The following is a 22,737-nucleotide window of genomic DNA, read 5'->3' as shown; positions in this document are numbered from 1 at the left end:
GGAGACGGCGATGGTCGAGATCGTGGTGATCGCCTGCGCGGCGGCGGTCGCGCTGGCGCTGCTGCTGATGCTGTATGCGGCGTCGCGGCCGGGCACGTTTCGCGTCGAGCGCAGCGCGCGGATCGATGCGAACGCCGAGCGCATCTTTCCATACGTGGCGGACCTGCACCGCTTCAATACGTGGAACCCATATGAGCGCAAGGATCCGGCGCTGCGCGGCGAATACGGCGCGGTGACGTCCGGTGTCGGCGCGAGCTATGCGTGGACGAGCGATAAGGTCGGCGTCGGGCGCTTCGAGATCACCGAGCTCGAAGCGCCGTCGCACGTGACGATGCGGCTCGATTTCGTGAAGCCGTTCGAGGCGCACGACGTCGCGGAATTCACGCTGCGGCCGGACGGCGACGCGACGGTCGTCACGTGGGCGATGCGCGGCCCGTCGCCGTTCCTGTCGAAGCTGATGCAGGTGTTCTTCAGCATCGACAAGATGATCGGTGCGGATTTCACCGCGGGGCTCGCGAACCTGAAGGCGCTCGCGGAAGGGCGCGCATGACGGACGCCGCCGTTCATCGCGCGATCGATGCCGTCTGGCGGATCGAGGCGGCAAGAATCATCGCGCACGTCGCGCGGCTCGTGCGCGACGTCGGCGCCGCCGAGGAGCTTGCGCAGGACGCGCTCGTCGCCGCGCTCGAGCACTGGCCGCGCGACGGCGTGCCGGAGAATCCGGGCGCATGGCTGATGACGGCCGCGAAGCGCCGCGCGCTCGATCACCTGCGACAGAACGCGCTGCATGCGCGCAAGCGCGAGCAGATCGGCCTCGATCTCGACGCGCTCGGCGCACACGTGGCGCCGGACGTCGTCGACGTGCTCGAAGCGGCGCGCGACGACGACATCGGCGACGATCTGCTGCGGCTCGTGTTCACTGCGTGCCATCCGGTGCTGTCGACCGACGCGCGCGTCGCGCTCACGCTGCGCCTGCTGGGCGGGCTGACGACGGGCGAGATCGCGCGCGCGTTCCTCACGCCCGAGCCGACGATCGCACAGCGGATCGTGCGCGCGAAGCGCACGTTGTCGGCGGCGAAGGTGCCGTTCGAGGTGCCGCGCGCGCCGGAGCGCGCGTCGCGGCTTGCTTCGGTGCTCGAAGTGATCTACCTGATCTTCAACGAAGGCTATTCGGCGACGGCCGGCGACGACTGGATGCGTCCCGCGCTGACTGACGAAGCGCTGCGGCTCGGACGCGTGCTCGCCGAGCTCGCGCCCGACGAGAGCGAAGTCCATGGACTCGTCGCGTTGATGGAAATCCAGGCGTCGCGGATGCACGCGCGCACCGATGCGCAAGGGCGTCCGGTGCTGCTGCTCGATCAGGACCGCAGCCGCTGGGATCCGTTGCTGATCCGGCGCGGGCTCGCCGCCCTCGCGCGCTCGGAAGCGCTCGGCGGCGCGAGCGGCCCGTATGCGCTGCAGGCGGCGCTCGCCGCGTGTCACGCGCGTGCGCGCAGCGCCGACGACACCGAGTGGGCGCAGATCGTCGCGCTTTACGATGCGCTTGCGCAAGTCGCGCCTTCACCCGTTGTCGAGCTGAATCGCGCAGTCGCGGTCGGCATGGCGTTCGGGCCGGCGGCGGGGCTCGAAATCGTCGACGCGCTCGCCGCCGATCCGGCGCTCGCGCGCTACCACTGGCTGCCGAGCGTGCGCGGCGATCTGCTCGCGAAGCTCGGGCGGCGCGACGAGGCGCAGGCGGAGTTTCGGCGCGCGGCCGACATGACGCTCAATGCGCGCGAGCGCGAGATGCTGCTCGCGCGGGCGATGGAGCGATGATGCGTCGTGGGGCGATCTGGGCGGTCGGACTGGCGGATTGGCGGATTGGCGGATTGGCGGATTGCGCGTGCGTGAGGCGTCGTCGCCCGCGCGTTGCACCCCGGCATATGTCATGTTGCCGCGCGTGGCGTGTTTCGACATCGATCAGGAGGACGATGCGTATGCGAGTCGTTGCTCGTTGTCGTCATGCGTCGGGGCGGCGTCGTTTCGTTCCGACATGGCGACGCGCTTGACGTAGCCTCCCGCAAGCCGCAAGCCGCAAGCCGCAAGCCGCAAGCCGCAAGCCGCAAGCCGCAAGCCGCAAGCCGCAACCACACGCCACGCGTCGCCCGCGCGAAATATCGACACGCAGTGCATCTTCATCTTCACGCGGTCGCATCGTCGGCTTCGCTTCGAAGCTTTCCCGTTTTCCGCGAATACGTCGCACTCCGAATCGGAACTTGCGCTGCCTCGCCGACTCCCACGGTCGCGCGTCGCTTCATCGCGCAATTTACTCGCTCGGCGCATCGCGCCGATTCTCAATCGCAAGTTACGACTCTTACGGAAAAGGGTATGGCTGAAGAACAACAAGCGAAAATCATCAACGAGGGCAGGCGCGGTTTTCTCGCGCGTTCGTCGGCATGGCCGGTGGGAATGCTCATGCTGCCGCTCGCCGGTTGCGGCGATGGCGACGGCGTCGTGTCGTCCGCGCACGCGCAGGATGCGTCGCAGTCGTCCGGTGCGGCAGCCGGCGCGAGCTATACGATCGACCGCTCGATCCAGTCGCCGAATCAGGATTCGCGGGTGCGCACGCTCGTGCTGCACTACACGGCGCAGACGCTCGCGGATTCGTTGGCATCGCTGACCGATCCGCAACGGCAGGTCAGCTCGCACTATCTCGTGCCCGACGCGGCCGACGACGGCCAGCGCTTCAAGGTATTCGAGCTCGTGCCCGAGGCGCGCCGCGCATGGCATGCGGGCGTCAGCTATTGGCAGGGCGACCGGATGCTCAACGCGGGCTCGGTCGGCATCGAGATCGTCAATCTCGGTTTCCCGCCGGAAGACGAAAACCTGCCGCTGATGAACCGGCGCTGGTATCCGTATCCGGATGCGCAGGTCGCGGTGTTCGGCGCCCTCGCTGCCGACGTCGTCGCGCGGCATCAGGTGCTGCCGCAGAAGGTCGTCGGACACTCGGACGTCGCGCCCGGCCGCAAGACCGATCCCGGGCCGCTGTTCCCGTGGAAGAAGCTCTACGATCAATATCGGATCGGCGCGTGGCCGGAGGCGGAAGCTGTCGATTACTACCGGACCAACCGGCCGTTCGCGGGCGACGTCGCGAGCCTGCAGTCGAAGCTGCTCGCGTACGGCTACGACACGCCGCAGACGGGCGCGCTCGACGCGCAGACGGTCAACGTCGTGTCGGCGTTCCAGATGCACTTCCGGCCGTCGCGTTACGACGGCGTGCCGGATGTCGAGACGGTTGCGATCCTCGATGCGCTGCTCGAGAAGTACTTCAACCGCAGTCGCTCGATCAGCAAGCAGGCGCTGCCGGGCGCGACCGCGCCGACGGGCGAGAAGGGCAGCGACGCGTGGCCGCTCGCGCCCGCGTCGCCGCGCTGACGCCGTAGGCGAGCGTGTGCCGCGCCGCAATGCGGCGCGGCATCGTCATCGTCATCGTCATCGTCATCGTCATCGTCATCGTCATCGCCTGACCGCCGTCGCTGCCTCCCGCCATCGCCGCACTATCGACGACATTGAAAAAGCCTATTGGGGGATGCGCGCGAGAGCGCCTAGATTGAAATGCACGGTGCCCCAGCGGCGGCAGCCGAGCTGCGCATCGTTCCCCACAATCGTTCATCCGGCCCGCCGCCGCGCGCGCCGGCATGAGACACGGAGGCGCAGATGGCACAGCTCAAGGGCAGCAAGACCGAAGAGAACCTGAAGTACGCGTTCGCCGGCGAGTCGCAGGCGAATCGCCGCTACCTGTATTTCGCATCGAAGGCGGACGTAGAGGGACAGAACGATATCGCCGCATTGTTCCGTTCGACGGCCGAAGGCGAAACCGGCCACGCGCACGGCCACCTCGAGTATCTGGAAGCGGTCGGCGATCCGGCGACGGGCTTGCCGTTCGGCTCGTCCCGCCAGAACCTGCAATCGGCGATCGCGGGCGAGACGCACGAGTACACCGACATGTACCCTGGCATGGCGAAGACCGCGCGAGAAGAAGGCTTCGACGAAATCGCGAACTGGTTCGAGACGCTCGCGAAAGCGGAGCGCAGCCACGCGAATCGGTATACGAAGGCGCTCGACGCGCTCGTCGACTGAGCGCGCCGCTCGCCGGCGCGCGAGCGTTCGCTCCTCGTACCGTCAGCCGGAGGCGGCTGCGCGGGAGCGCGTGCGCGTCGCCGTGCGTTCCGGCACAACGCGCGCGGCCGCGCGCAACGTGATGGAGCTGCCCCATGTCCCACCGAGAAGGCAGTCTGGAGGCTCCCACCCGCCATCCGCTCGATTGGCGCTCGGACGCGTTCCACGATCAAGCCGCGATCGACGCCGAGCTTACCCGCGTGTTCGAGATCTGCGCCGGCTGCCGGCGCTGCGTGTCGCTGTGCGGCGCGTTTCCGACGCTGTTCGATCTCGTCGACGAGACCGAGACGGGCGAGGCGCATGCGGTCGATCCGAAATCGTTCGGCAAAGTCGTCGACCAGTGTTATCTGTGCGACCTCTGCTACATGACGAAATGCCCGTACGTGCCGCCGCATCCCTGGAACGTCGATTTCCCGCATCTGATGCTGCGTGCGAAGGCCGCGCGCTACAAGCGCAACGACATCAAGCTGCGCGACAAGCTGCTGTCGAACACCGACATGCTCGGCTACTTCGCCGGCATTCCGATCGTCACGCAAGCCGTCAATGTCGCGAACCGCACGCCTCCCGTGCGCAGTGCGCTCGAAGCGACGCTCGGCGTCGATCGGCACGCGTGGCTGCCGCCGTTCGCGCCGCGCAAGTTCCGCCGCGCCGCGCAGCGCTCGCCCGGTCCGCTGCCGCGTGACGGCGAGCGCACGCCGGGGCGCGTCGCGATCTACGCGACCTGCTACGTGAACTACAACGAGCCGGGCATCGGCCACGATCTGCTCGCGGTGCTCGCGCACAACGACATTCCCTACGAGCTCGTCACGAGCGAAGCATGCTGCGGGATGCCGCTTCTCGAGCAGGGCAATCTGGAAGGCGTCGCGAGGAAGAAGGAGGCGAACATCGCGGTGCTCTCACGCTATGCGCACGAAGGCTATGCGCTGATCGGCGCGATTCCGAGCTGCGTGCTGATGTACAAGAGCGAGCTGCCGCTGATGTTTCCCGACGACCCCGACGTACGCGCGGTTGCCGACGCGTTCTGGGATCCGTTCGAATACGTGATCGCGCGCCATCGCGACGGCCTGCTGAAAACCGACTTCAAGCACGAACTCGGCACCGTGTCGTACCACGTGCCGTGCCATGCGCGCGTGCAGAACATCGGGCGCAAGACGGCCGACGCATTGTCGCTCGTGCCGGGTACGAAGGTGAACGTTGTCGAGCGCTGCTCGGGGCACGCGGGTACGTTCGGCGTGAAGAAGGAATTCCATGCGCAGGCGCTGAAGATCGGCGCGCCGGTGTTCAAGGCGATGGCGGAGCAGACGCCCGACTACATGTCGTCCGATTGCGCGCTCGCCGGACATCACATCGAAGAGGGGATCGGCGCGAAAGGCGTCGCGCCGCCTCCGCTCGTCCATCCGATCACGCTGCTGCGCAAGGCATACGGCATCTGAGCACGTCGTACCGAACGAGGAGCACGACATGACGCTCACCCGCGACTCGCTGTTGACGCTCGAAGCCTATGCGAAGGTGCGCCGGCAAGAACATGCACGTGTGATCGCACACAAGAAGCGCCGTGCGGTGTCGCTCGGCAATCACTTGCGCTTCCTGTTCGAGGACGAGACGACGATCCGCTATCAGATCCACGAGATGCTGCACATCGAGAAGATCTTCGACGAGGCGGGCATCTCGGGCGAGCTCGAAGCATATCTGCCGCTCGTACCCGACGGCAGCAATTTCAAAGCGACGATGCAGATCGAATACGAAAACGAAAAGGAGCGACGCGCGGCGCTGGCACGGCTCATCGGCATCGAAGATCGTGTATTCCTCGTCGTCGGCGATGAGACGCCCGTCTATGCGATTGCCGATGAAGATCTCGAGCGCGACACGGACGAGAAGACTTCCGCCGTGCACTTCGTGCGCTTCGAGCTGAGCGACGCGATGAAGGCGAAGCTCAAGGCGGGCGCGCCGCTGTCGATCGGATGCGACCATCCTAACTATCCGGTACAAACGATGCGGATCGACCCGGACGTCGCAGCGTCGCTCGCGAGCGACCTGGACTGAGCGGGCGAGCCAGTCCGGCACGCAGCCGACGGAGCTGGCATCGATCGCATTCAATCATTTATGAGATTGCGTGCAATGAAAAGTATAACGATTGAAAAAGGATTTAATTGCCGATCAATAAACAATTTGTCACGTATTTTCCATTTATTTACCGATGTTGCAACGACGTCGGAAAATGCTGCCGCACAGGGTCGGAGCTTGCGTCGTAGCCCGTTTGCAATGTATTTTTCACATTCCATTCAGCCTTTATGGGCGGGGCTTTCGAGCTGATCTAAATAAAAACATCATAAAAATAGAAATGAAATGCTGACCCTGCTTGACTACTATCTTGTTTCAGTGAGTAACATGACGCCGTTGTCATATTGAGATAAACCCTGATGATGGTATGCTTCATGCACAAAAAATATCGCATACGAGTGAGACAGTGGTTCGTGCGTCATCGTCGGGAGTCACGGCACCTTGTTTGTGCTTAGCGAACCGGCGTGCACAACCGAATAGCGTCCATGTGCAACCTGGCCGCGGTTGCGAGTGCGATTCGCTCGCGACCGTGCCGCCAATCGCAGCCCGGCCTGGCTGTGTGGAGAGATCTATGTTCTTCGATGAGCTAAACGATGAAGAGTGGGCCCGTCTGTCGACGTTGATCGCCGATGAACCCATCCGGCTGAACCGACGAGGCCGGCCGCGCGCAGAGAATCGGGTCGTCGCGAACGCGGTGCTTTGGATTCTTACCACGGGCGACCCGTGGTCGAAGCTGCCCGGCCGTTATCCATCCGGCCCGACGTGCCGACGCCGCTTCGAAGAATGGCTCGCGAGCGGTACGCTCGGCGAGATGGTGAAAGTGCTATCGGAAGAAAGCGGCCGTGCGTTCGCGTATGTGCCGCCGCCGCCGGAGCCTGTCGCGCTCGTTCGGCGTGCGGAGCCGCCCGCCGATTGCGATCGCCTGCGCGGGGTGTTCTGGCAAAACCCCGAGTCGTGGCAATTGCCGGTCGCTCAAGCCAGCGTTTGCCGTTCGGGCACGGGCGTGAACGTCAGACGCTTCACGAGCGACGAGGAGGGAGGCGAGCATCGCGACGTCGAGGCGTCGCATCACCACGGCTTCACGGCGCCGGGCGCGTCCGTACGCGACCATGGACATGGCAGGCCGCATCCCGCGTCGTTCAGCTTCGGGATGCATGCACCGCAAACCGAAACCTATCGCGGCTATACCGTGTACGGTATCGCGCAGCCCGTGCAGAACCTGATGTATCGGGCATGGGCCGAGATCGTGCAGGACGATCGGCGCGTCGAGCGTTCGGGACTCATTGGCCCGCGTTTCACGGATGCCGAATCGGCGGAGCAGTACGCGCTCGATTGGGCGCGCCAGTGGATTGACCGCCAATGCGCGGGCGGGCGGAATGCACGCGAGGCGCCGGCGCCTGCTGCCGAGCAGGCGAGCAAATCGGTGCCGACGATCGCCGGGCTGTCCGCGCTCGCGCTGGCCGAGACCAATATCAAGCACTTCGCGGCCGAACGGCGCCGCGCACTCGCAGACGGACGCGGCGATGCACCGCAAGTGCAGGTCGACCGGCGCGAGTACGCGTATCGCGTCGGTTGAATGCGGTCGTGCCGTTCGCCACGCGGCCCGCTTGCGCGCGGGCCGCGTGGCCGCTGCGGTGCGGCCGTTCCGTCAGTGTCGTCCATAGTTGTCTTCGAAGCGGACGATGTCGTCTTCCCCGAGATACGAGCCCGATTGCACTTCGATCAGTTCGAGCGGCATCTTGCCGGGATTCTCGAGCCGGTGCGATACGCCGAGCGGAATGTAGGTCGACTCGTTCTCCGACAGCAGGAATGTCTCGTCGCCGCGCGTGATTCGCGCGGTGCCGCGCACGACGATCCAGTGCTCGGCGCGGTGATGATGCATCTGCAGCGACAGGCGCGCGCCCGGCTTGACGACGATCCGCTTCACCTGGAAGCGCTCGCCGCTGTCGACCGAATCGTAGTTTCCCCACGGGCGATGCACCTTGCGGTGGTCGGACGCTTCCGGGCCGGACTCCGCCTTCAGGCGTCCGACGATTTTCTTTACGTCCTGCACGTGCGCGCGATCGGCGACTAGGATTGCATCGGGCGTTTCGACGACGACGAGATTCTGCGTGCCGACGCAGGCGATCAGGCGTCCTTCCGAATGCGCGAACGTCGACGACGCTTGCTCGAAGCATACGCGGCCACGCGCGACGTTGCCGTCGTCGTCCTTGTCGCTGATCTGCCAGAGCGCGTCCCACGAGCCGACGTCGGACCAGCCGGCGTCGAGCGGCACGACGACGCATTCGCAGACGGCGGGCAGGTTCGAAAGCGGTTCCATCACCGCATAGTCGATCGAGTTCGACGGCGACGCGGCGAAACTGTCGCGATCGACGCGGAAGAACGGACCGTCATCGCTGCCGAGCGCGACCGCGCGCGCGCATGCTTCGTGGATCGCGGGCTGGAAGTGGCGAATCGCCTTCAGCCATACCGATGCGCGGACGATGAAGATGCCGCTGTTCCACCAGTATTCGCCCGAGGCGACATATTGCTGGGCGAGTTCCAGGTGCGGCTTCTCGACGAAGCGGTCGAGCTTCCTGACCGCGACGCCGGGTTCCGCGTCGCTCGCGCCCGCGCCGACGCGGATGTAGCCGTAGCCCGTCTCGGCGTGCGTCGGCACGATGCCGAGCGTCGCGATCATGCCTTGTTCGGCGTAGCGCACGCCGGCTGCGACCGCTTGCTGGAAACGCGCGACGTCGGCGACCGCGTGGTCGGCCGGCATTACGGTCAGCACCGGGTCGTCGCTGTCCGCGACCGCGCGTAGCGCGGCGATCGTCAGCGCCGGCGCGGTGTCGCGGCCGAGCGGCTCGAGCACGAGCGTCGCGTCCTTGCCCGCGAGTCGCAGTTGCTCGGCGGTCGTGAAGCGGTGTTCTTCTCCGCACACGATGATCATTCGTTCGGATACCGGATGACTGGTCGACAGACCGTCGAGGCGGCGCGCGGTCGATTGCAGCAGCGACTCGTCGCCGAGCAGATTGATCAATTGTTTCGGATGGCGCTCGCGCGACATCGGCCAGAGCCGCGTGCCCGAGCCTCCGGCCAGCACGACGGGTTGCACGGAAAGGTGCGTGCCGGCGGCGACGCAAGCGGGACGGGCGTCGGTGGCGAGCGTGGTGTTCATGATGACACTCCTCGAGTACAAGACTGTCCCGACGTTGTAGCACGACGTAAATCGACAATAAAAGAATCGTGCGGACACGCTCGATTGGCAGCTTGCTGTCGTGAGGTGCACGCAAATTGCATGGGATGCGTGCGAAGTAATGAATAAAAAATTAAAAAAATATTGGGTTCCAACCCGTCAAAGCCTTGTAGGTAAAGGCTTTCGTCGGCATGTTCGTCTCTTCTGGTTGTCTATCGAGGTGATTGCTTCGGCAAAATATTCTGATTTATTATCGTCGTGTCCCTGAAAAAATTTCCGATTATTTTTAGAAATACTTGTGCGCTTGCGGGAGGGATTTTCTTCCCGGTTCAATAACGGCATGCAATGTTTAAATCGGATGCACATCGACGGGATGTGTGCGGCCGGTTTCCGTCTCACGAGGAAGAACCATGCTGAGCGTACTGGCTAGGATGATCGATATCGCGATGGCCGTGGCAGGCGCATTGATCGCCGCCATGATTCATCGCGGCGGCTTCGTGTGGCTCGACGACCTGCGGCGCACCGTCGTCGTGTTCGACTGCATGCTCGTCATCGTGTTCTTCCCGGCGTTCGGCATTTACCAGTCGTGGCGCGGCAAGCCGGTGTTCGGGCTTATGTGGCGCGTGTCGGTCGCGTGGCTCGTCGTCGAGCTGGCGGGAATCCTGATGAGCTTCAGCGTCCATCACGCGGGCGCTCTGTCGCGCCTGTGGCTCGGCTACTGGGCGATGACGACGATCACGCTGCTCGTCGCATCGAAGGCCGGCGTGTACGCGGTGCTGCGGCAACTGCGGCGCGGCGGCTTCAATCACAAGTCGGTCGCGATCGTCGGCAGCGCGGACGCGACCGCGACGAAGCGCCTCGTCGCCCACATGCGAGCGCGTCCGGATGCGGGTTTCAATCCAGTGTGCATCTACGACGGACGCAGCGACGCGGCGACGGCCGAACTCGACGGCATCGCGATCGAGCGCCGCTTCGGCGACCTCGTGCGCCGTGTGCGCAGCCGCGAGATCGGCGAGCTGTGGCTCGTGCTGCCGCTTTCCGAGGAGCCGCAGATTCACCGGATCGTCACCGAGTTCAGAAACGATTTCGTCAACATTCGATTCGTGCCGGACGTGCGCAGCCTGTCGTTTTTCAATCAGGAAGTCATCGAACTGCTCGGCGTGCCCGCGATCAATCTCGCCGCGTCGCCGATCACCGACGTTCGGATCCTGCCGAAGTTCGTGTTTGACCGGCTGTTCGCGCTTGCTGCGCTCGCGATGCTGGCGCCCGCGATGCTCGTGATCGCGGCGCTCGTCAAGCTGACGTCGCCCGGCCCGGTGTTCTTCCGGCAAAAGCGCAAGGGCGTCGACGGCAACGAATTCGAGATCTACAAGTTCCGTTCGATGAAGGTGCATCACGAGGCGGAGGGGAAGGTCACGCAGGCGAGGAAGAACGATTCGCGCGTGACGTCCGTCGGTCGCTTCCTGCGCCGCACGAGCCTCGACGAACTGCCGCAGTTCATCAACGTGCTGAAGGGCGAGATGTCGGTGGTCGGTCCGCGTCCGCATGCGCTCGAGCACGACGACATCTACAAGGATCTCGTCAAGGGCTACATGTTCCGCTACCGGATCAAGCCGGGCATCACGGGCTGGGCGCAGATCAACGGCTTTCGCGGCGAAACCGATCGCATCGAGAAGATGATGGGCCGCGTGAAACTCGATCTGTACTACATGCAGAACTGGTCGTTCTGGCTCGACATCAAGATCGTCGCGCTGACGCTGTGGAAGGGCTTCACCGGCAGCAACGCGTACTGAGCGCGGCAACGCGTTTCCGACTCACTGGGTAAGAGGTTCGACAGATGAATCTGACTATCATCGGCAGCGGTTATGTGGGGCTCGTCACGGGCGCTTGTCTCGCCGACATCGGCCACGATGTGTTCTGTCTCGACGTCGATCGGAAAAAGATCGACGTACTGAACGGCGGCGGCGTGCCGATACACGAGCCGGGCCTTGCCGAGATCATCGCGCGCAATCGCGCGGCGGGCCGGCTGCAGTTCTCGACCGATGTCGAGGCGGCCGTCGCGCACGGCGACGTGCAATTCATCGCGGTCGGCACGCCGCCCGACGAGGACGGCTCTGCGGATCTCCAATACGTGCTCGCGGCCGCGCGGAACATCGGCCGCTACATGAAGGGCTTCAAGGTGATCGTCGACAAGTCGACGGTGCCCGTCGGCACGGCCGAGCGCGTGCGCGCGGCGGTCGCCGACGAACTGAAGGCGCGCGGCGACGACTCGATGTTCTCGGTCGTGTCGAATCCGGAGTTCCTGAAGGAAGGCGCGGCGGTCGAGGACTTCACGCGGCCGGATCGGATCGTGATCGGCTGTGACGACGACGTGCCCGGCGAGCGCGCGCGCGAGCTGATGAAGAAGCTCTATGCGCCGTTCAACCGCAATCACGAGCGCACGCTGTACATGGACGTGCGCTCGGCGGAGTTCACGAAATACGCGGCGAACGCGATGCTCGCGACGCGCATCTCGTTCATGAACGAGCTCGCGAATCTGGCGGACCGCTTCGGCGCCGACATCGAAGCAGTGCGGCGCGGGATCGGCTCCGATCCGCGGATCGGCTATCACTTCTTGTATGCGGGCTGCGGCTATGGCGGCTCCTGCTTTCCGAAGGACGTCGAAGCGTTGATCCGCACGGCGGCCGAGCACGGGCAGGCGCTGCGCGTGCTGCAGGCGGTGTCGGCCGTCAACGACGAACAGAAACGCGTGCTCGCGCAGAAGGTCGTCGCGCGTTTCGGCGAGGACCTGACCGGCCTTCGCTTCGGCGTCTGGGGTCTCGCGTTCAAGCCGAACACCGACGACATGCGCGAAGCGCCGAGCCGCGCGCTGATCGCCGAGTTGCTGTCGCGCGGCGCTCACGTCACTGCGTACGACCCGGTCGCACAGGCGGAAGCGCAGCGTGTGCTCGCGCTCGACTTGGGCGATCGTCAGGACGCGCTCGCGCGACTAGCGTTTGCCGACGACGAGGCGCAAGTCGCGCAGGACGCGGACGCGCTCGTGATCGTCACCGAATGGAAGGCGTTCAAGAGCCCGGATTTCGTCGCGCTCGGCAAGCGCTGGAAAACACCCGTGATTTTCGACGGACGCAACCTGTACGAGCCGATCGCGATGCGCGAGCTCGGCATCGAGTATTACCCGATCGGACGGCCGGGCGCCGCATCGCGCGCGGCGGCGAGCGACAAGCGCGCCGCGCGCGCCAGAGCGTGAGTGACAACGCGAGTTCGACCATGTTCCGCAATATTCTGATCGTATGCCATGCGAACGTGTGCCGAAGCCCGGCCGCGGAGCTGCTGTTCAAGTCGATGGCGTCGCGCGCCGCGCTCGCATTCCACTCGGCGGGCATCGATGCGAACGACGGCGACGGCATCGATCCGACGATGTCGCGCCTGTTGGCGGAGCGCGGCGTCGACGCCGCGCCGCACCGTTCGCGGCGCTTGAATCGAGCGCTCATGCGTGCGGCAGATCTCGTTCTCGTCACCGAGCGCCGGCAGATCGCCGACGTCGAATCGCTCGATCCGGTCGCGCGCGGCAAGGTGCATCTGCTCGGCAAATGGGAAGACACCGAGATCGCCGATCCCTACGGCGGTCCCGAGGTCGATTATCGACAGAGCTACACATTGATCGAACGTCTGGTTCAAGGATGGTTGCAAAAGATATGCTGAATCGTTCGCTTAAACCCATGGCGCTCGCCGTCGCGTTCGCATCGTTGCTGCAGGCGTGCTCGATGGCGCCAGGCAACTATATGGATACGTCGCGCCTCGAAGACAAGGATGCGCAACCGACCGAGCACTACAACGTGCAACTCATCACCGCGCAGCTGGTCGTTTCGCAGGCCGAAGCGCAGCGCAAGGATCAGCCGCTGCCGCCGTCGAACTACACCGATCCGGCGCAGTACGTGTACCGGATCGCGCCGCAGGACATTCTCGGCGTCACCGTCTGGGATCACCCAGAGCTGACGACGCCGCAAGGTCAGTCGTTCTCGAGCGGCGGCAACACGACGCAGACGGTCGCGGGCGCGCTGCAGCAACCGTATACGAATGCACTGCCCGGACAGGCCGATCCGTACGGGCAGACGGTGGGCGCGGACGGCACGATCTACTTTCCGTTCGTCGGCCGCCTTCGGGCGGTCGGCAAGACGGTCGGCCAGGTGCGCGACGAACTCTCCGCGCGGCTCGCGCGCTACGTGAAGAACCCGCAGGTCGACGTGCGCGTGCTGTCGTACCGCAGTCAGAAGGTGCAGGTGACGGGCGAAGTGAAGACGCCCGGTCCGCTCGCGATCACCGACGTGCCGATCACGCTCGTCGACGCGATCACGCGCTCGGGCGGCTCGACCAACGAGGCCGACCTGCAGCGGGTGCGCCTCACGCGCGACGGCAAGTTCTACCAGCTCGACGCGAATGGAATGCTCGATCGCGGCGACGTCACGCAGAACGTGATGCTGCAGCCGGGCGATATCGTCAACGTGCCGGACCGCAGCGACAGCCGCGTGTTCGTGATGGGCGAAGTGAAGACGCCCGCGACGGTGCCGATGCTCAAGGGCCGCCTGACGATCGCCGATGCGCTGACGGCAGGCGGCGGAATTCTCGATACCGACGCGAACCCGCGCCAGATTTACGTGCTGCGCGACCTGAAGGACAAACCGAATACGCCCGACATCTTCCGTCTCGACATGACGCAGCCAGACGCGCTGATGCTGTCGAGCCGCTTTCAGCTGAAGCCGCTCGATGTCGTCTATGTCGGCACGACCGAGTCGGTGCGCTTCAACCGTCTGCTCCAGCAGGTGTTTCCGACGATCCAGTCGATTTATTACATGAAGCAGATCACGCGCTGATCGGTCCCGGGCCGTCGCGCGCGGCCCGCCTCAACCTCAAGCGGGAATGCATGGTGAATACGCAAGCGAAACATCCTTATGCCGACCTCGTGGTGAAGACCGACGAGGAAGACGTCGTCCTGGGCCAGTTGATCCAGGTGATTCTCGACGATATCTGGCTGCTTCTCGGCATCGCGCTTTTCGTGATCGCGCTCGCCGGGCTCTACTGCTATGTCGCGAAGCCGGTGTATTCGGCCGACGCGCAGGTTCGCGTCGAGGCGAGCGACAACACGTCGCAAGCGCTCACGCAGACGCAGACGGGCGCCGTCATCAACAGCGGCCCGGCGACGCCGCCGACCGATGCGGAAATCGAGATCATCAAGAGCCGCGGCGTCGTCGCGCCGGTCGTCGAGCAGTTCAAGCTGAACTCGTCGGTCACGCCGGACACATTTCCGATTCTCGGCGCGATCGCCGCGCGGCTCGCGACGCCGGGGCAACTGGCGAAGCCGTGGCTCGGGCTGTCGTCGTATGCATGGGGCGGCGAGGAGGCGGACGTCGATTCGATCAATGTGACGCCCGCGCTCGAAGGCAAGAAGCTGACGCTGACGGCAGGCGCGGGAGGCGACTACTCGCTCGCCGATCCGGACGGCAACCTGCTGTTGCGCGGCAAGGTTGGCGAGAATGAGCAGGGTGGCGGTGCGACGATCAGCGTGTCGAAGCTCGTCGCGCGCCCCGGCACGCGCTTCACGGTGATCCGGCAGAACGATCTCGATGCGATCACCGGATTCCAGTCGGCGATTCAAGTGGCCGAGCAGGGCAAGCAGACGGGCGTGATCCAGATCTCGCTAGAAGGAAAGGATCCCGAGCTAACTGCGCTGATCGCAAACGCGCTTGCGCAGTCGTACCTGCACCAGCACATCACGAGCAAGCAGGCCGAAGCGACGAAAATGCTCGAATTCCTGAAGAATGAGGAGCCGCGCCTGAAATCGGACCTCGAGCGCGCGGAGGCGGAGCTCACCGAATATCAGCGCACGTCGGGCTCGATCAACGCGAGCGACGAAGCGAAGGTCTATCTCGAAGGCAGTGTCCAGTACGAGCAGCAGATCGCCGCGCAGCGGCTGCAGCTCGCGGCGCTCTCGCAGCGCTACACGGAAGAGCATCCGCTCGTCGTCGCGGCGAAGCAGCAGCTCGCGCAGCTCGAGGCGGAGCGCGCGAAGTACGACGGCAAGTTCCGCGGGTTGCCGGCGACCGAAGTGAAGGCGGTCGCGCTGCAGCGCAACGCGAAGGTCGCGGAAGACATCTACGTGCTGCTGCTCAATCGCGTACAGGAGCTGTCGGTGCAGAAGGCCGGCACGGGCGGCAACATCCGCCTCGTCGACGCGGCGCTGCGCCCGGGCGTGCCGGTGAAGCCGAAGAAGGTACTGATCCTGTCGGCGGCGACGCTGCTCGGCCTGATCCTCGGCACGAGCGTCGTGTTCATGCGCCGCAACCTGTTCCATGGCATCGAGGATCCGGATCGCGTCGAGCGCGTATTCAACCTGCCACTGTACGGCCTCGTGCCGGTGAGCGCCGAGCAGACGCGCTTCGACGCCGCCGACAAGGGCAATCGCGTGCGGCCGATCCTCGCGTGCGCGCGGCCGAAGGATCCGAGCGTCGAAAGCCTGCGCAGCCTGCGTACCGCGATGCAGTTTGCGCTGATGAACGCAAAGAATCGCGTGATCGTGCTGACGAGCCCGACGCCCGGCGTCGGCAAGAGCTTCCTCGCCGTCAACCTCGCCTCGCTCGTCGCACATTCGGGCAAGCGCGTGCTGCTGATCGACGCCGACATGCGGCGCGGCTCGCTCGATCGCTACTTCGGCACGGGCGTGAAGAACGGTCTGTCGGAACTGCTGAGCGATCAGGTCGCGCTCGGAGAGGCGATCCGCGAAACGTCGGTGCCGGGGCTGTCGTTCATCCCGTCGGGCCCGCGTCCGCCGAATCCGTCGGAGCTGCTGATGTCGCCGCGACTGTCTCAATACCTCGACGGCCTCGCGAAGCGCTATGACGCGGTGATCGTCGATTCGCCGCCGATCTTAGCCGTCACCGACGCGACGATCTTCGGCGAGCTCGCCGGCTCGACGTTCCTCGTGCTGCGCTCCGGCATGCATACCGAGGGCGAGATCGGCGATGCGATCAAGCGACTGCGTACCGCGGGCGTGCAGTTGCAAGGCGGGATCTTCAACGGCGTGCCGGCGCGCACCCGCGGCTACGGCCGCGGCTATGCGGCCGTGCACGAATATCTGAGCGCGTGACGCGGACCCTGCTTCGATCGACGAGGTGACGATGAAAATTTCCGTACTCGTGCCGACTTACCGGCGTCCCGCGGATCTCGCGCGCTGCCTGATCGCGTTGCAGCGGCAGCGCGTGGCGCCCGAAGAAGTGATCGTCGTCGCGCGCTCCGACGACGATGCGACCCACGAGCGGCTCGCCGATCCGGGCGTATGCGGCGCGCTTGCACTGCGGATCGTCGCGGTCGACGTACCGGGGCAAGTGGCGGCGCTCAATCGCGGCCTCGACGCCGCGCGCGGCGACGTGATCGCGATCACCGACGACGATGCCGCGCCGCGCGTCGACTGGCTAGAACGGATCGGCGCGATATTTGACGCCGATCCGCGCGTCGGCGCGGTGGGCGGCCGCGACTGGGTGCACGAGAAAGGCCGGCTGCTCGACGGCGAGCAGGCGCTCGTCGGCCGGCTCACCGTGTCGGGCAAGATCATCGGCAATCACCATCTGGGCGTCGGCGGCGCACGCGAAGTCGACACGCTGAAGGGCGCGAACATGAGCTATCGCCGCGCGGCGATCGAAGGACTGCGCTTCGACATGCGTCTGCGCGGCGCGGGAGCGCAGACACACAACGACACGTTGTTCAGCATGTGCGTGAAGCGCGCGGGCTGGAAGCTCGTCTACGACCCGGCCGTCGCAGTGGACCATTATCCGGCCGAGCGCTTCGACGACGATCGGCGCGACGCCGCGTCGATGGCCGCGCTGTCGAACGCCGCGTACAACCTGCATCTGACCTTGCGCGAGCATCTGCCGCCCATGCGGCGCGTGATCGCGTGGTGGTGGTGGACGCTCGTCGGCACGCGCGCGTATCCGGGCTTCGTGCATGTCGTGCTGACCGTCGCCGCGAAGAACGGCGCGAGCATGCGCGTGCGTTGGCGCGCGGTGCGGCGCGGTGCGCACGATGCGCGGCGCATGGCGTCCGAGCCGCATGTCGGCGCCGCGCGATGAGCGACGCATTGCAGATTCATTTGATTCGGGCTGGAGTTTTCGCATGACCGCCACAAAGGTTCACGTTCATCTGTTTTACGGCGCCGATCCGCGCACCTATCGCAACGGCGACGAAATCGGCTGCCTGTATGGCTATCACCATGCGGAGTCCGAAGAGTTCGCACTGACGTATTCGCACGACGCGCGCGAGAGCCGGCTCGTCGGCGTCGGCCGCCGCGCGCTGAAATACGTGCTCGGCTTCGATCTGATGCATGCGTGGCGCAACCGGGCCGCGCTGCTCGATTCGGATGTGATCTGGACGCACACCGAGCATGAGCATCTCGCGGCGTCACTCGTGCTGAAGCTGTCGGGCGCGCGCGGCGCGAAGCCGCTGCTGCTTGCGCAAAGCGTGTGGCTTCTCGACAAGTGGCCCGGCTATGGCGCGGTGCGCCGCTGGGCATATCGGAAGCTGCTCGGCCGCGCGGACGTGCTGACGACGCTTGCGCGCGACAACGCCGAACTGTGCCGCCGCTATCTGCGGCGCGATGCGTTGCAGGTGTATTACGGGCTGAACACGCAGGATTTCCCGATGCGCATGCCGGACGCATGGTCGCCGCATCGGCCGCTGCGCATCGCGGCGATCGGCAACGATCGCGATCGCGACTGGAAGACGTTCGTCACTGCGTTCGGCGGCGACGCGCGCTATGACGTGCGTCTCGCGACGCGTCGCCGGATTCCGCGTGCGCTGCATGCGCCGAACGTCGAGATCGCATCCGTGTCGGGCATCGCGAGGCAGCGCGAACTATACGACTGGGCGGACCTGATCGTCGTGCCGCTGCGACCGAATCACCACGCGTCGGGCATCACGGTGATGCTCGAGGCGGCGGCGGCCGGCAAGCCGATGATCGTCAGCGACGTCGGCGGGCTGCGCGATTATTTCCCTCACGGCACGGCGACCTACGTGCAGCCGTTCGACGTGAGCGCGCTGCGACGCGCGGCCGACGCGCTCGCCGCGCGGCCCGATCAGGCGCTCGCACGCGCGCAGGCGGCCGCACGTCGGCTGCAGGAAAGCGATCTGACGACGCAGCAATTCGCCGCGCAGCACATGCGGATCACGCGCGATCTGTTGACGCGCCGCCGTGCGCATGCGGCGGCGAAGGCTGCACTGCCGTTCGCGGATTCGCGTTCGCGCTCGAACGGATGAGGGCGGCGACGATGAGCGTGACGACCCTATCCCTTCCCGCATCCGGCCGGGTCGCGAGCCGGCGAAAGTTACTGAGCGATCCGAAGCATTGGGTCGCGCAGGTGGGCTTGTGGTCCGTCACCGCACTGCTGATCGCCGCGCATCAGGGCGCGATCTTGACGTATGGTTTTCCGTGCCTCGCGATCGCGGCCGGCTTGTGGCTGTATTTCACGAGTCCGGCGCGCTATGTCGGCTTCATGTGGTGGATGTGGTTCCTGAGTCCCGAGGTGCGACGCCTCGCCGACTGGTCGAAGGGGGCGTATACGCCGACGAGCCTGATCCAGATCGCGCCGCTCGCGGTCACGATGATCGCGGGGTTCGGCTTGCTGCGCCATTACAGGGTGCTCGCCGAGCGGCGCGGATTGCCAGTGCTGCTGATCCTGTCCGGCCTGATGTACGCGTTTCTCGTCGGCGTCGTGTCGAGCGGGCCGCTTGCCGCCATCTACGACCTCGCGAACTGGCTCTACCCGGTGCTGATCGGCTTTCACATCGTAGTGAATTCGCGCGACTACCCTGAGTATCGCAAGGTGATTCTGTCGACGTTCGTCTGGGGAATGCTCGTGATGGGCATTTACGGCATCGTGCAGTTCTTCGTGATGCCGAAGTGGGACGTGCTGTGGATGGTCGGCGCGCAGATGAGTTCGCAGGGCGATCCGGCGCCGTATGGCGTGCGTGTGTTCAGCACGATGAATTCGTCGGGGCCGTTCGCGTTCGCGATGATGGGCGCGCTCGTGTTCATGATCGCCGCGACCGGGCGCGTGCGCTGGATTGCGGGCGCGGCCGGCTTCATCTCGTTCTGCCTGTGTCTCGTGCGATCGACATGGGGCGGCTGGGTGATCGCGCTCGTGATCCAGCTCGCGAAATCGAGCAATCGCGTGCGCGTGCGGATCGTCGGCAGCGCGATCGTGCTGGCCGCGCTGTGCGTGCCGCTCTTGACCGTCGGTCCCGTCGCGGACCGCCTCGGCCAGCGCCTGCAATCGATCACGAACCTGAAGGATGACCGCAGCTATGACGATCGCAACAAGTTCTATGCGACGTTCGCGCAGACCGCGTTTACCGACGTCGCGGGCGAAGGGCTCGGCGCGACCGGCGCGTCGACGAAGTTGTCGAGCAGCAACGGCGATCTCGGCAAATACGGCAGCTTCGACAGCGGCGTGATGAACGTGCCGTTCGTGCTCGGCTGGCCCGGCACGCTGCTCTATCTGTTCGGGCTCGTGTGGCTGCTCGGCCGCGTGCTGCGCGCGTCGTTCCGGCTGCGCCGCGACAAGTTCGTCGCCGCGTGCCTGAGTCTCAGTTTGTCTGTCTTCGCGATGCTCGTCTTCACCAATTCGTTCATCGGCACGGGAGGGCTGTTGCTGTTCATGAGCATATTTTCGATCTTGTCCGCGGCGCACTGGCAAAAGCAACAGCGCGCGAGCGCCGCGCGTTTTCCGGGAGCCGACCAGTGAGAATCGTCATCGTCACGCACGTCGTGCGGCATAACGACGGCCAGGGACGCGTCAATTACGAGATCGCGCGAGCGGCGCTCGAGGAGAACTATCAGGTGACGCTCGTCGCGTCGCATGTCGCACCGGAACTGCTCGCGGATGCGCGCGTGCGCTGGATTCCGGTGAAGGTGGGCCGCTTCTGGCCGTCGCACCTCGTCAAGCAGCAGGTGTTCGCGATCAAGAGCGGGTGGTGGCTGCGCAACCATCGCGATACGTACGACGTGCTGCACGTCAACGGCTTCATCTCATGGGTGCGCGCCGACGTGAATACCGCGCACTTCGTCCACGGCGGCTGGTTCGCGAGCCCCTACTACCCGTTCGGCTTGTCGAAGGGGCTGTGGTCCGCGTATCAGTACCTCTATACGCGAACGAATGCGCTGCTCGAACGCTGGGCGTACCGCCGCTCGCGCGCGATCACGGCCGTGTCGCGGAAGGTGGCCGACGAGATCGAGCGGATCGGCATCGACGGCGACCGGATCGGCGTGATCTACAACGGCGTCGACACGCAGGCGTTCGCGAACGCGGCGCCCGATCGCATTGCATTCGGTTTGCCATCCGAACCATTCATGCTGCTGTTCGTCGGCGATCTGCGCACGCCGCGCAAGAACCTCGGCACCGTGCTGAAGGCGCTGACGCGGCTGCCGCCGGACGTGCATCTCGCAGTCGCGGGATACTTGCCCGGCAGCCCGTATCCGGACGAGGCGCGTACGCTCAAGATCGATTCGCGCGTGCATTTCCTCGGGCTTGTCAAGAACATGCCGACACTGATGTCGTCCGTCGATGCGTATGTGTTTCCTTCGCGCTACGAAGCAATGAGCCTGTCGCTGCTCGAAGCGATGGCGGCGGGGCTGCCTGTCGTGACCGCCCACACCGCGGGCGGCGCGGAGATCATCACGCAGGACTGCGGGATCGTGCTCGACGATCCCGACGATCCGGCCGCGCTCGCGCAGGCGATCGAACGCCTTGCGCGCTCGCGCGAAGCGTGCCGCGCGATGGGCGAGGCGGCGCGCAAGCTGATGGAGGGATTCGGGTGGGCGCGCATGGGCGCGCAATACATCGCGCTGTATCGGCGGCTGCGCCATTCGTCGCAGTCGCCGTCGCTCGCCAGCGCCGAGCATGCCGTGACGCAGGAGCCATTGTAATGAAGCACACCGTAACGTCGATCAAGTCACTGCAAATCGGCATGCATTGGTTTCCCGAACGCGCGGGCGGGCTCGATCGCATGTATTACTCGCTCGTCGGCGCGCTGCCGGGCGCGGGCGTCGCGGTGCGCGGCGTCGTCGCGGGCTCCGAGCGCGTCGCGGCCGACACGGGGGGCGCGATCCGCGGCTTTGGTCCGGCGACGTCGTCGCTGCCGCGCCGGATGATCGCCGCGCGCCACGCGCTGCGCGACGTGGTTCGGATCGAGCGGCCGGACGTCGTGTCGTCGCATTTCGCGCTGTACACGTTCCCCGGTCTCGACGTGACGCGCGGCATTCCGCAGGTGTCGCATTTCCAGGGACCGTGGGCGGACGAGAGTCATGTCGAAGGCGCGGATTCGCTCGGGCAGAAGGTCAAGCACCGGCTCGAACAGGCGGTCTACGCGCGCTCGCTGCGGCTCATCGTGCTGTCGAACGCATTCGGCCAGATTCTCACGTCGCGCTACAACGTCGATCCGGACCGTGTGCGCGTCGTGCCGGGTTGCGTCGACACCGCGCAATTCGATCTGCCGATGACGTCCGCCGACGCGCGCCGCAAGCTGCAACTGCCGCAGGACCGGCCGATCGTGCTCGCGGTGCGGCGGCTCGTGCGGCGCATGGGGCTCGAGGATCTGATCGACGCGGTGAAGATCGTGCGGCGCCGGCATCCGGACGTCCTCCTGCTGATCGCAGGCAAGGGGCGGCTCGAGGGCGAATTGCAGAAGCGGATCGACGACGCCGGACTGGGCGGCAACGTGACGCTGCTCGGCTTCGTGCCGGACAACCATCTGGCCGTGCTGTATCGCGCGGCGACGCTGAGCGTCGTGCCGACCGTCGCGCTCGAAGGGTTCGGCCTCGTCACCGTCGAATCGCTCGCGTCCGGCACGCCGGTGCTCGTGACGCCCGTCGGCGGGTTGCCGGAGGCGGTCGCCGGCTTGTCCGAGGCGCTCGTGTTGCCCGAGATCGGCGCGCGCGCGATCGCGGACGGGCTGACTGCGACGTTGTCGGGCTCGCTCGTTCTGCCGGATGCCGATGCGTGCCGGCAGTATGCGCGCGAGCATTTCGACAACGTGGTGATCGCGCGGCGCGTCGCGGAGGTTTACGAGGAAGCGATTCGGGCAGGAGCGTGATGCGCGGACGCGGCGTTCGGGCGTTCGCCTACCCGCGCGCAATGCGCGGTGCGAGCGGATGGGCCGCACTGCATCGTCGTGGGTTTTCTGGCGAGTTTGGCCGAGGCAGGACGCCGTGTGGCGCAATGCCGCCGGCCGAACGTTTTCGAACGATGTGCGCAGGCGTTGCGCGGGCCGTCGTGCGTTTCCCGTATCGTCGG

18 protein-coding genes are annotated in these 22,737 nt (G+C 65.6%); 17 read left to right on the top strand and 1 reads right to left on the bottom strand.

What is annotated here, in order from left to right; all coding sequences use genetic code 11:
* Nucleotides 1–10 precede the first annotated feature (10 nt).
* The 7 genes from WS70_RS28870 (at nt 11) to WS70_RS28825 (ending at nt 7,795) form a co-directional block, all read left to right on the top strand.
* Nucleotides 11–550 (top strand): SRPBCC family protein, encoded by a 540-nt coding sequence (locus tag WS70_RS28870; RefSeq protein ID WP_059472710.1) that lies wholly within the window; start codon nt 11–13, stop codon nt 548–550.
* Entirely contained in the window at nt 547–1,815 is a 1,269-nt protein-coding gene (locus WS70_RS28865) for an RNA polymerase sigma factor (RefSeq protein ID WP_059598555.1), read from the top strand. Before WS70_RS28870 ends, WS70_RS28865 begins: the two co-directional genes overlap by 4 nt.
* Before the next feature lie 552 nt (nt 1,816–2,367).
* Nucleotides 2,368–3,414, top strand: coding sequence for an N-acetylmuramoyl-L-alanine amidase (locus WS70_RS28850; RefSeq protein ID WP_059598556.1), 1,047 nt, complete (start codon nt 2,368–2,370; stop codon nt 3,412–3,414).
* Nucleotides 3,415–3,696: 282 nt separating this feature from the next.
* On the top strand, nt 3,697–4,119 hold the full coding sequence (locus WS70_RS28845) for a rubrerythrin family protein (protein WP_010110230.1): 423 nt from the start codon (nt 3,697–3,699) through the stop codon (nt 4,117–4,119).
* Between the two features lie 134 nt (nt 4,120–4,253).
* Nucleotides 4,254–5,591, top strand: a complete 1,338-nt coding sequence (locus tag WS70_RS28840) for a heterodisulfide reductase-related iron-sulfur binding cluster (RefSeq protein WP_059598557.1) — start codon at nt 4,254–4,256, stop codon at nt 5,589–5,591.
* A gap of 28 nt (nt 5,592–5,619) precedes the next feature.
* Nucleotides 5,620–6,201, top strand: coding sequence for a DUF3501 family protein (locus WS70_RS28835; RefSeq protein ID WP_059598558.1), 582 nt, complete (start codon nt 5,620–5,622; stop codon nt 6,199–6,201).
* A gap of 589 nt (nt 6,202–6,790) precedes the next feature.
* Complete coding sequence (locus WS70_RS28825) at nt 6,791–7,795, top strand: transposase (protein WP_059472716.1); 1,005 nt, start codon at nt 6,791–6,793, stop codon at nt 7,793–7,795.
* Between the two features lie 72 nt (nt 7,796–7,867).
* On the opposite strand, the gene WS70_RS28820 is transcribed toward WS70_RS28825, so the two are convergent.
* The gene (locus WS70_RS28820) at nt 7,868–9,379 is read right to left on the bottom strand and encodes a mannose-1-phosphate guanylyltransferase/mannose-6-phosphate isomerase (RefSeq protein WP_059472717.1); all 1,512 of its coding nucleotides are present in this window, start codon (nt 9,377–9,379) and stop codon (nt 7,868–7,870) included.
* Nucleotides 9,380–9,807: 428 nt separating this feature from the next.
* Between WS70_RS28820 and WS70_RS28810 the strand changes: the two genes are divergently transcribed.
* Genes WS70_RS28810 through WS70_RS28765 form a run of 10 tightly spaced genes read left to right on the top strand, consistent with a single transcriptional unit; the run spans nt 9,808 to nt 22,537 of the window.
* Nucleotides 9,808–11,190, top strand: coding sequence for an undecaprenyl-phosphate glucose phosphotransferase (locus WS70_RS28810; protein ID WP_059598559.1), 1,383 nt, complete (start codon nt 9,808–9,810; stop codon nt 11,188–11,190).
* 44 nt (nt 11,191–11,234) lie between these two features.
* Nucleotides 11,235–12,647, top strand: coding sequence for a UDP-glucose dehydrogenase family protein (locus WS70_RS28805; RefSeq protein ID WP_059472719.1), 1,413 nt, complete (start codon nt 11,235–11,237; stop codon nt 12,645–12,647).
* A gap of 20 nt (nt 12,648–12,667) precedes the next feature.
* Nucleotides 12,668–13,102: a low molecular weight protein-tyrosine-phosphatase gene (locus tag WS70_RS28800; RefSeq protein ID WP_059472720.1), complete on the top strand. Its 435-nt coding sequence runs from the start codon at nt 12,668–12,670 to the stop codon at nt 13,100–13,102.
* A complete protein-coding gene (locus WS70_RS28795) occupies nt 13,096–14,271 on the top strand; it encodes a polysaccharide biosynthesis/export family protein (protein WP_059472721.1) in 1,176 nt (391 codons plus the stop codon). The genes WS70_RS28800 and WS70_RS28795 overlap by 7 nt, the downstream gene beginning before the upstream one ends.
* Before the next feature lie 50 nt (nt 14,272–14,321).
* A complete protein-coding gene (locus tag WS70_RS28790; protein WP_059598560.1) occupies nt 14,322–16,541 on the top strand; it encodes a polysaccharide biosynthesis tyrosine autokinase in 2,220 nt (739 codons plus the stop codon).
* A gap of 31 nt (nt 16,542–16,572) precedes the next feature.
* Nucleotides 16,573–17,520 carry a glycosyltransferase family 2 protein gene (locus tag WS70_RS28785; protein WP_059598561.1) on the top strand — a complete coding sequence of 316 codons (948 nt, stop codon included), beginning with the start codon at nt 16,573–16,575 and terminating at the stop codon, nt 17,518–17,520.
* A 43-nt stretch (nt 17,521–17,563) separates the two neighbouring features.
* Nucleotides 17,564–18,703: a glycosyltransferase gene (locus WS70_RS28780; protein ID WP_059598586.1), complete on the top strand. Its 1,140-nt coding sequence runs from the start codon at nt 17,564–17,566 to the stop codon at nt 18,701–18,703.
* Nucleotides 18,704–18,714: 11 nt separating this feature from the next.
* Nucleotides 18,715–20,190 (top strand): glucose-6-phosphate isomerase, encoded by a 1,476-nt coding sequence (locus WS70_RS28775; RefSeq protein WP_059598585.1) that lies wholly within the window; start codon nt 18,715–18,717, stop codon nt 20,188–20,190.
* A complete protein-coding gene (locus WS70_RS28770; protein WP_059472724.1) occupies nt 20,187–21,371 on the top strand; it encodes a glycosyltransferase family 4 protein in 1,185 nt (394 codons plus the stop codon). The genes WS70_RS28775 and WS70_RS28770 overlap by 4 nt, the downstream gene beginning before the upstream one ends.
* Nucleotides 21,371–22,537, top strand: coding sequence for a glycosyltransferase family 4 protein (locus WS70_RS28765; RefSeq protein WP_059598562.1), 1,167 nt, complete (start codon nt 21,371–21,373; stop codon nt 22,535–22,537). Before WS70_RS28770 ends, WS70_RS28765 begins: the two co-directional genes overlap by 1 nt.
* Nucleotides 22,538–22,737: the final 200 nt, after the last annotated feature.

It is taken from the genome of Burkholderia mayonis (genome assembly GCF_001523745.2).
GTDB classification, from domain to species: domain Bacteria; phylum Pseudomonadota; class Gammaproteobacteria; order Burkholderiales; family Burkholderiaceae; genus Burkholderia; species Burkholderia mayonis.
This window is presented reverse-complemented; position numbering and strand designations above follow the sequence as displayed.

Coding starts and splice junctions, on each gene's coding strand:
- WS70_RS28870 (WP_059472710.1), top strand. CDS start 11: ATGGTCGAGATCGTGGTGATCGCCTGCGCGGCGGCGGTCGCGCTGGCG.
- WS70_RS28865 (WP_059598555.1), top strand. CDS start 547: ATGACGGACGCCGCCGTTCATCGCGCGATCGATGCCGTCTGGCGGATC.
- WS70_RS28850 (WP_059598556.1), top strand. CDS start 2,368: ATGGCTGAAGAACAACAAGCGAAAATCATCAACGAGGGCAGGCGCGGT.
- WS70_RS28845 (WP_010110230.1), top strand. CDS start 3,697: ATGGCACAGCTCAAGGGCAGCAAGACCGAAGAGAACCTGAAGTACGCG.
- WS70_RS28840 (WP_059598557.1), top strand. CDS start 4,254: ATGTCCCACCGAGAAGGCAGTCTGGAGGCTCCCACCCGCCATCCGCTC.
- WS70_RS28835 (WP_059598558.1), top strand. CDS start 5,620: ATGACGCTCACCCGCGACTCGCTGTTGACGCTCGAAGCCTATGCGAAG.
- WS70_RS28825 (WP_059472716.1), top strand. CDS start 6,791: ATGTTCTTCGATGAGCTAAACGATGAAGAGTGGGCCCGTCTGTCGACG.
- WS70_RS28820 (WP_059472717.1), bottom strand. CDS start 9,379: ATGAACACCACGCTCGCCACCGACGCCCGTCCCGCTTGCGTCGCCGCC.
- WS70_RS28810 (WP_059598559.1), top strand. CDS start 9,808: ATGCTGAGCGTACTGGCTAGGATGATCGATATCGCGATGGCCGTGGCA.
- WS70_RS28805 (WP_059472719.1), top strand. CDS start 11,235: ATGAATCTGACTATCATCGGCAGCGGTTATGTGGGGCTCGTCACGGGC.
- WS70_RS28800 (WP_059472720.1), top strand. CDS start 12,668: ATGTTCCGCAATATTCTGATCGTATGCCATGCGAACGTGTGCCGAAGC.
- WS70_RS28795 (WP_059472721.1), top strand. CDS start 13,096: ATGCTGAATCGTTCGCTTAAACCCATGGCGCTCGCCGTCGCGTTCGCA.
- WS70_RS28790 (WP_059598560.1), top strand. CDS start 14,322: ATGGTGAATACGCAAGCGAAACATCCTTATGCCGACCTCGTGGTGAAG.
- WS70_RS28785 (WP_059598561.1), top strand. CDS start 16,573: ATGAAAATTTCCGTACTCGTGCCGACTTACCGGCGTCCCGCGGATCTC.
- WS70_RS28780 (WP_059598586.1), top strand. CDS start 17,564: ATGACCGCCACAAAGGTTCACGTTCATCTGTTTTACGGCGCCGATCCG.
- WS70_RS28775 (WP_059598585.1), top strand. CDS start 18,715: ATGAGCGTGACGACCCTATCCCTTCCCGCATCCGGCCGGGTCGCGAGC.
- WS70_RS28765 (WP_059598562.1), top strand. CDS start 21,371: ATGAAGCACACCGTAACGTCGATCAAGTCACTGCAAATCGGCATGCAT.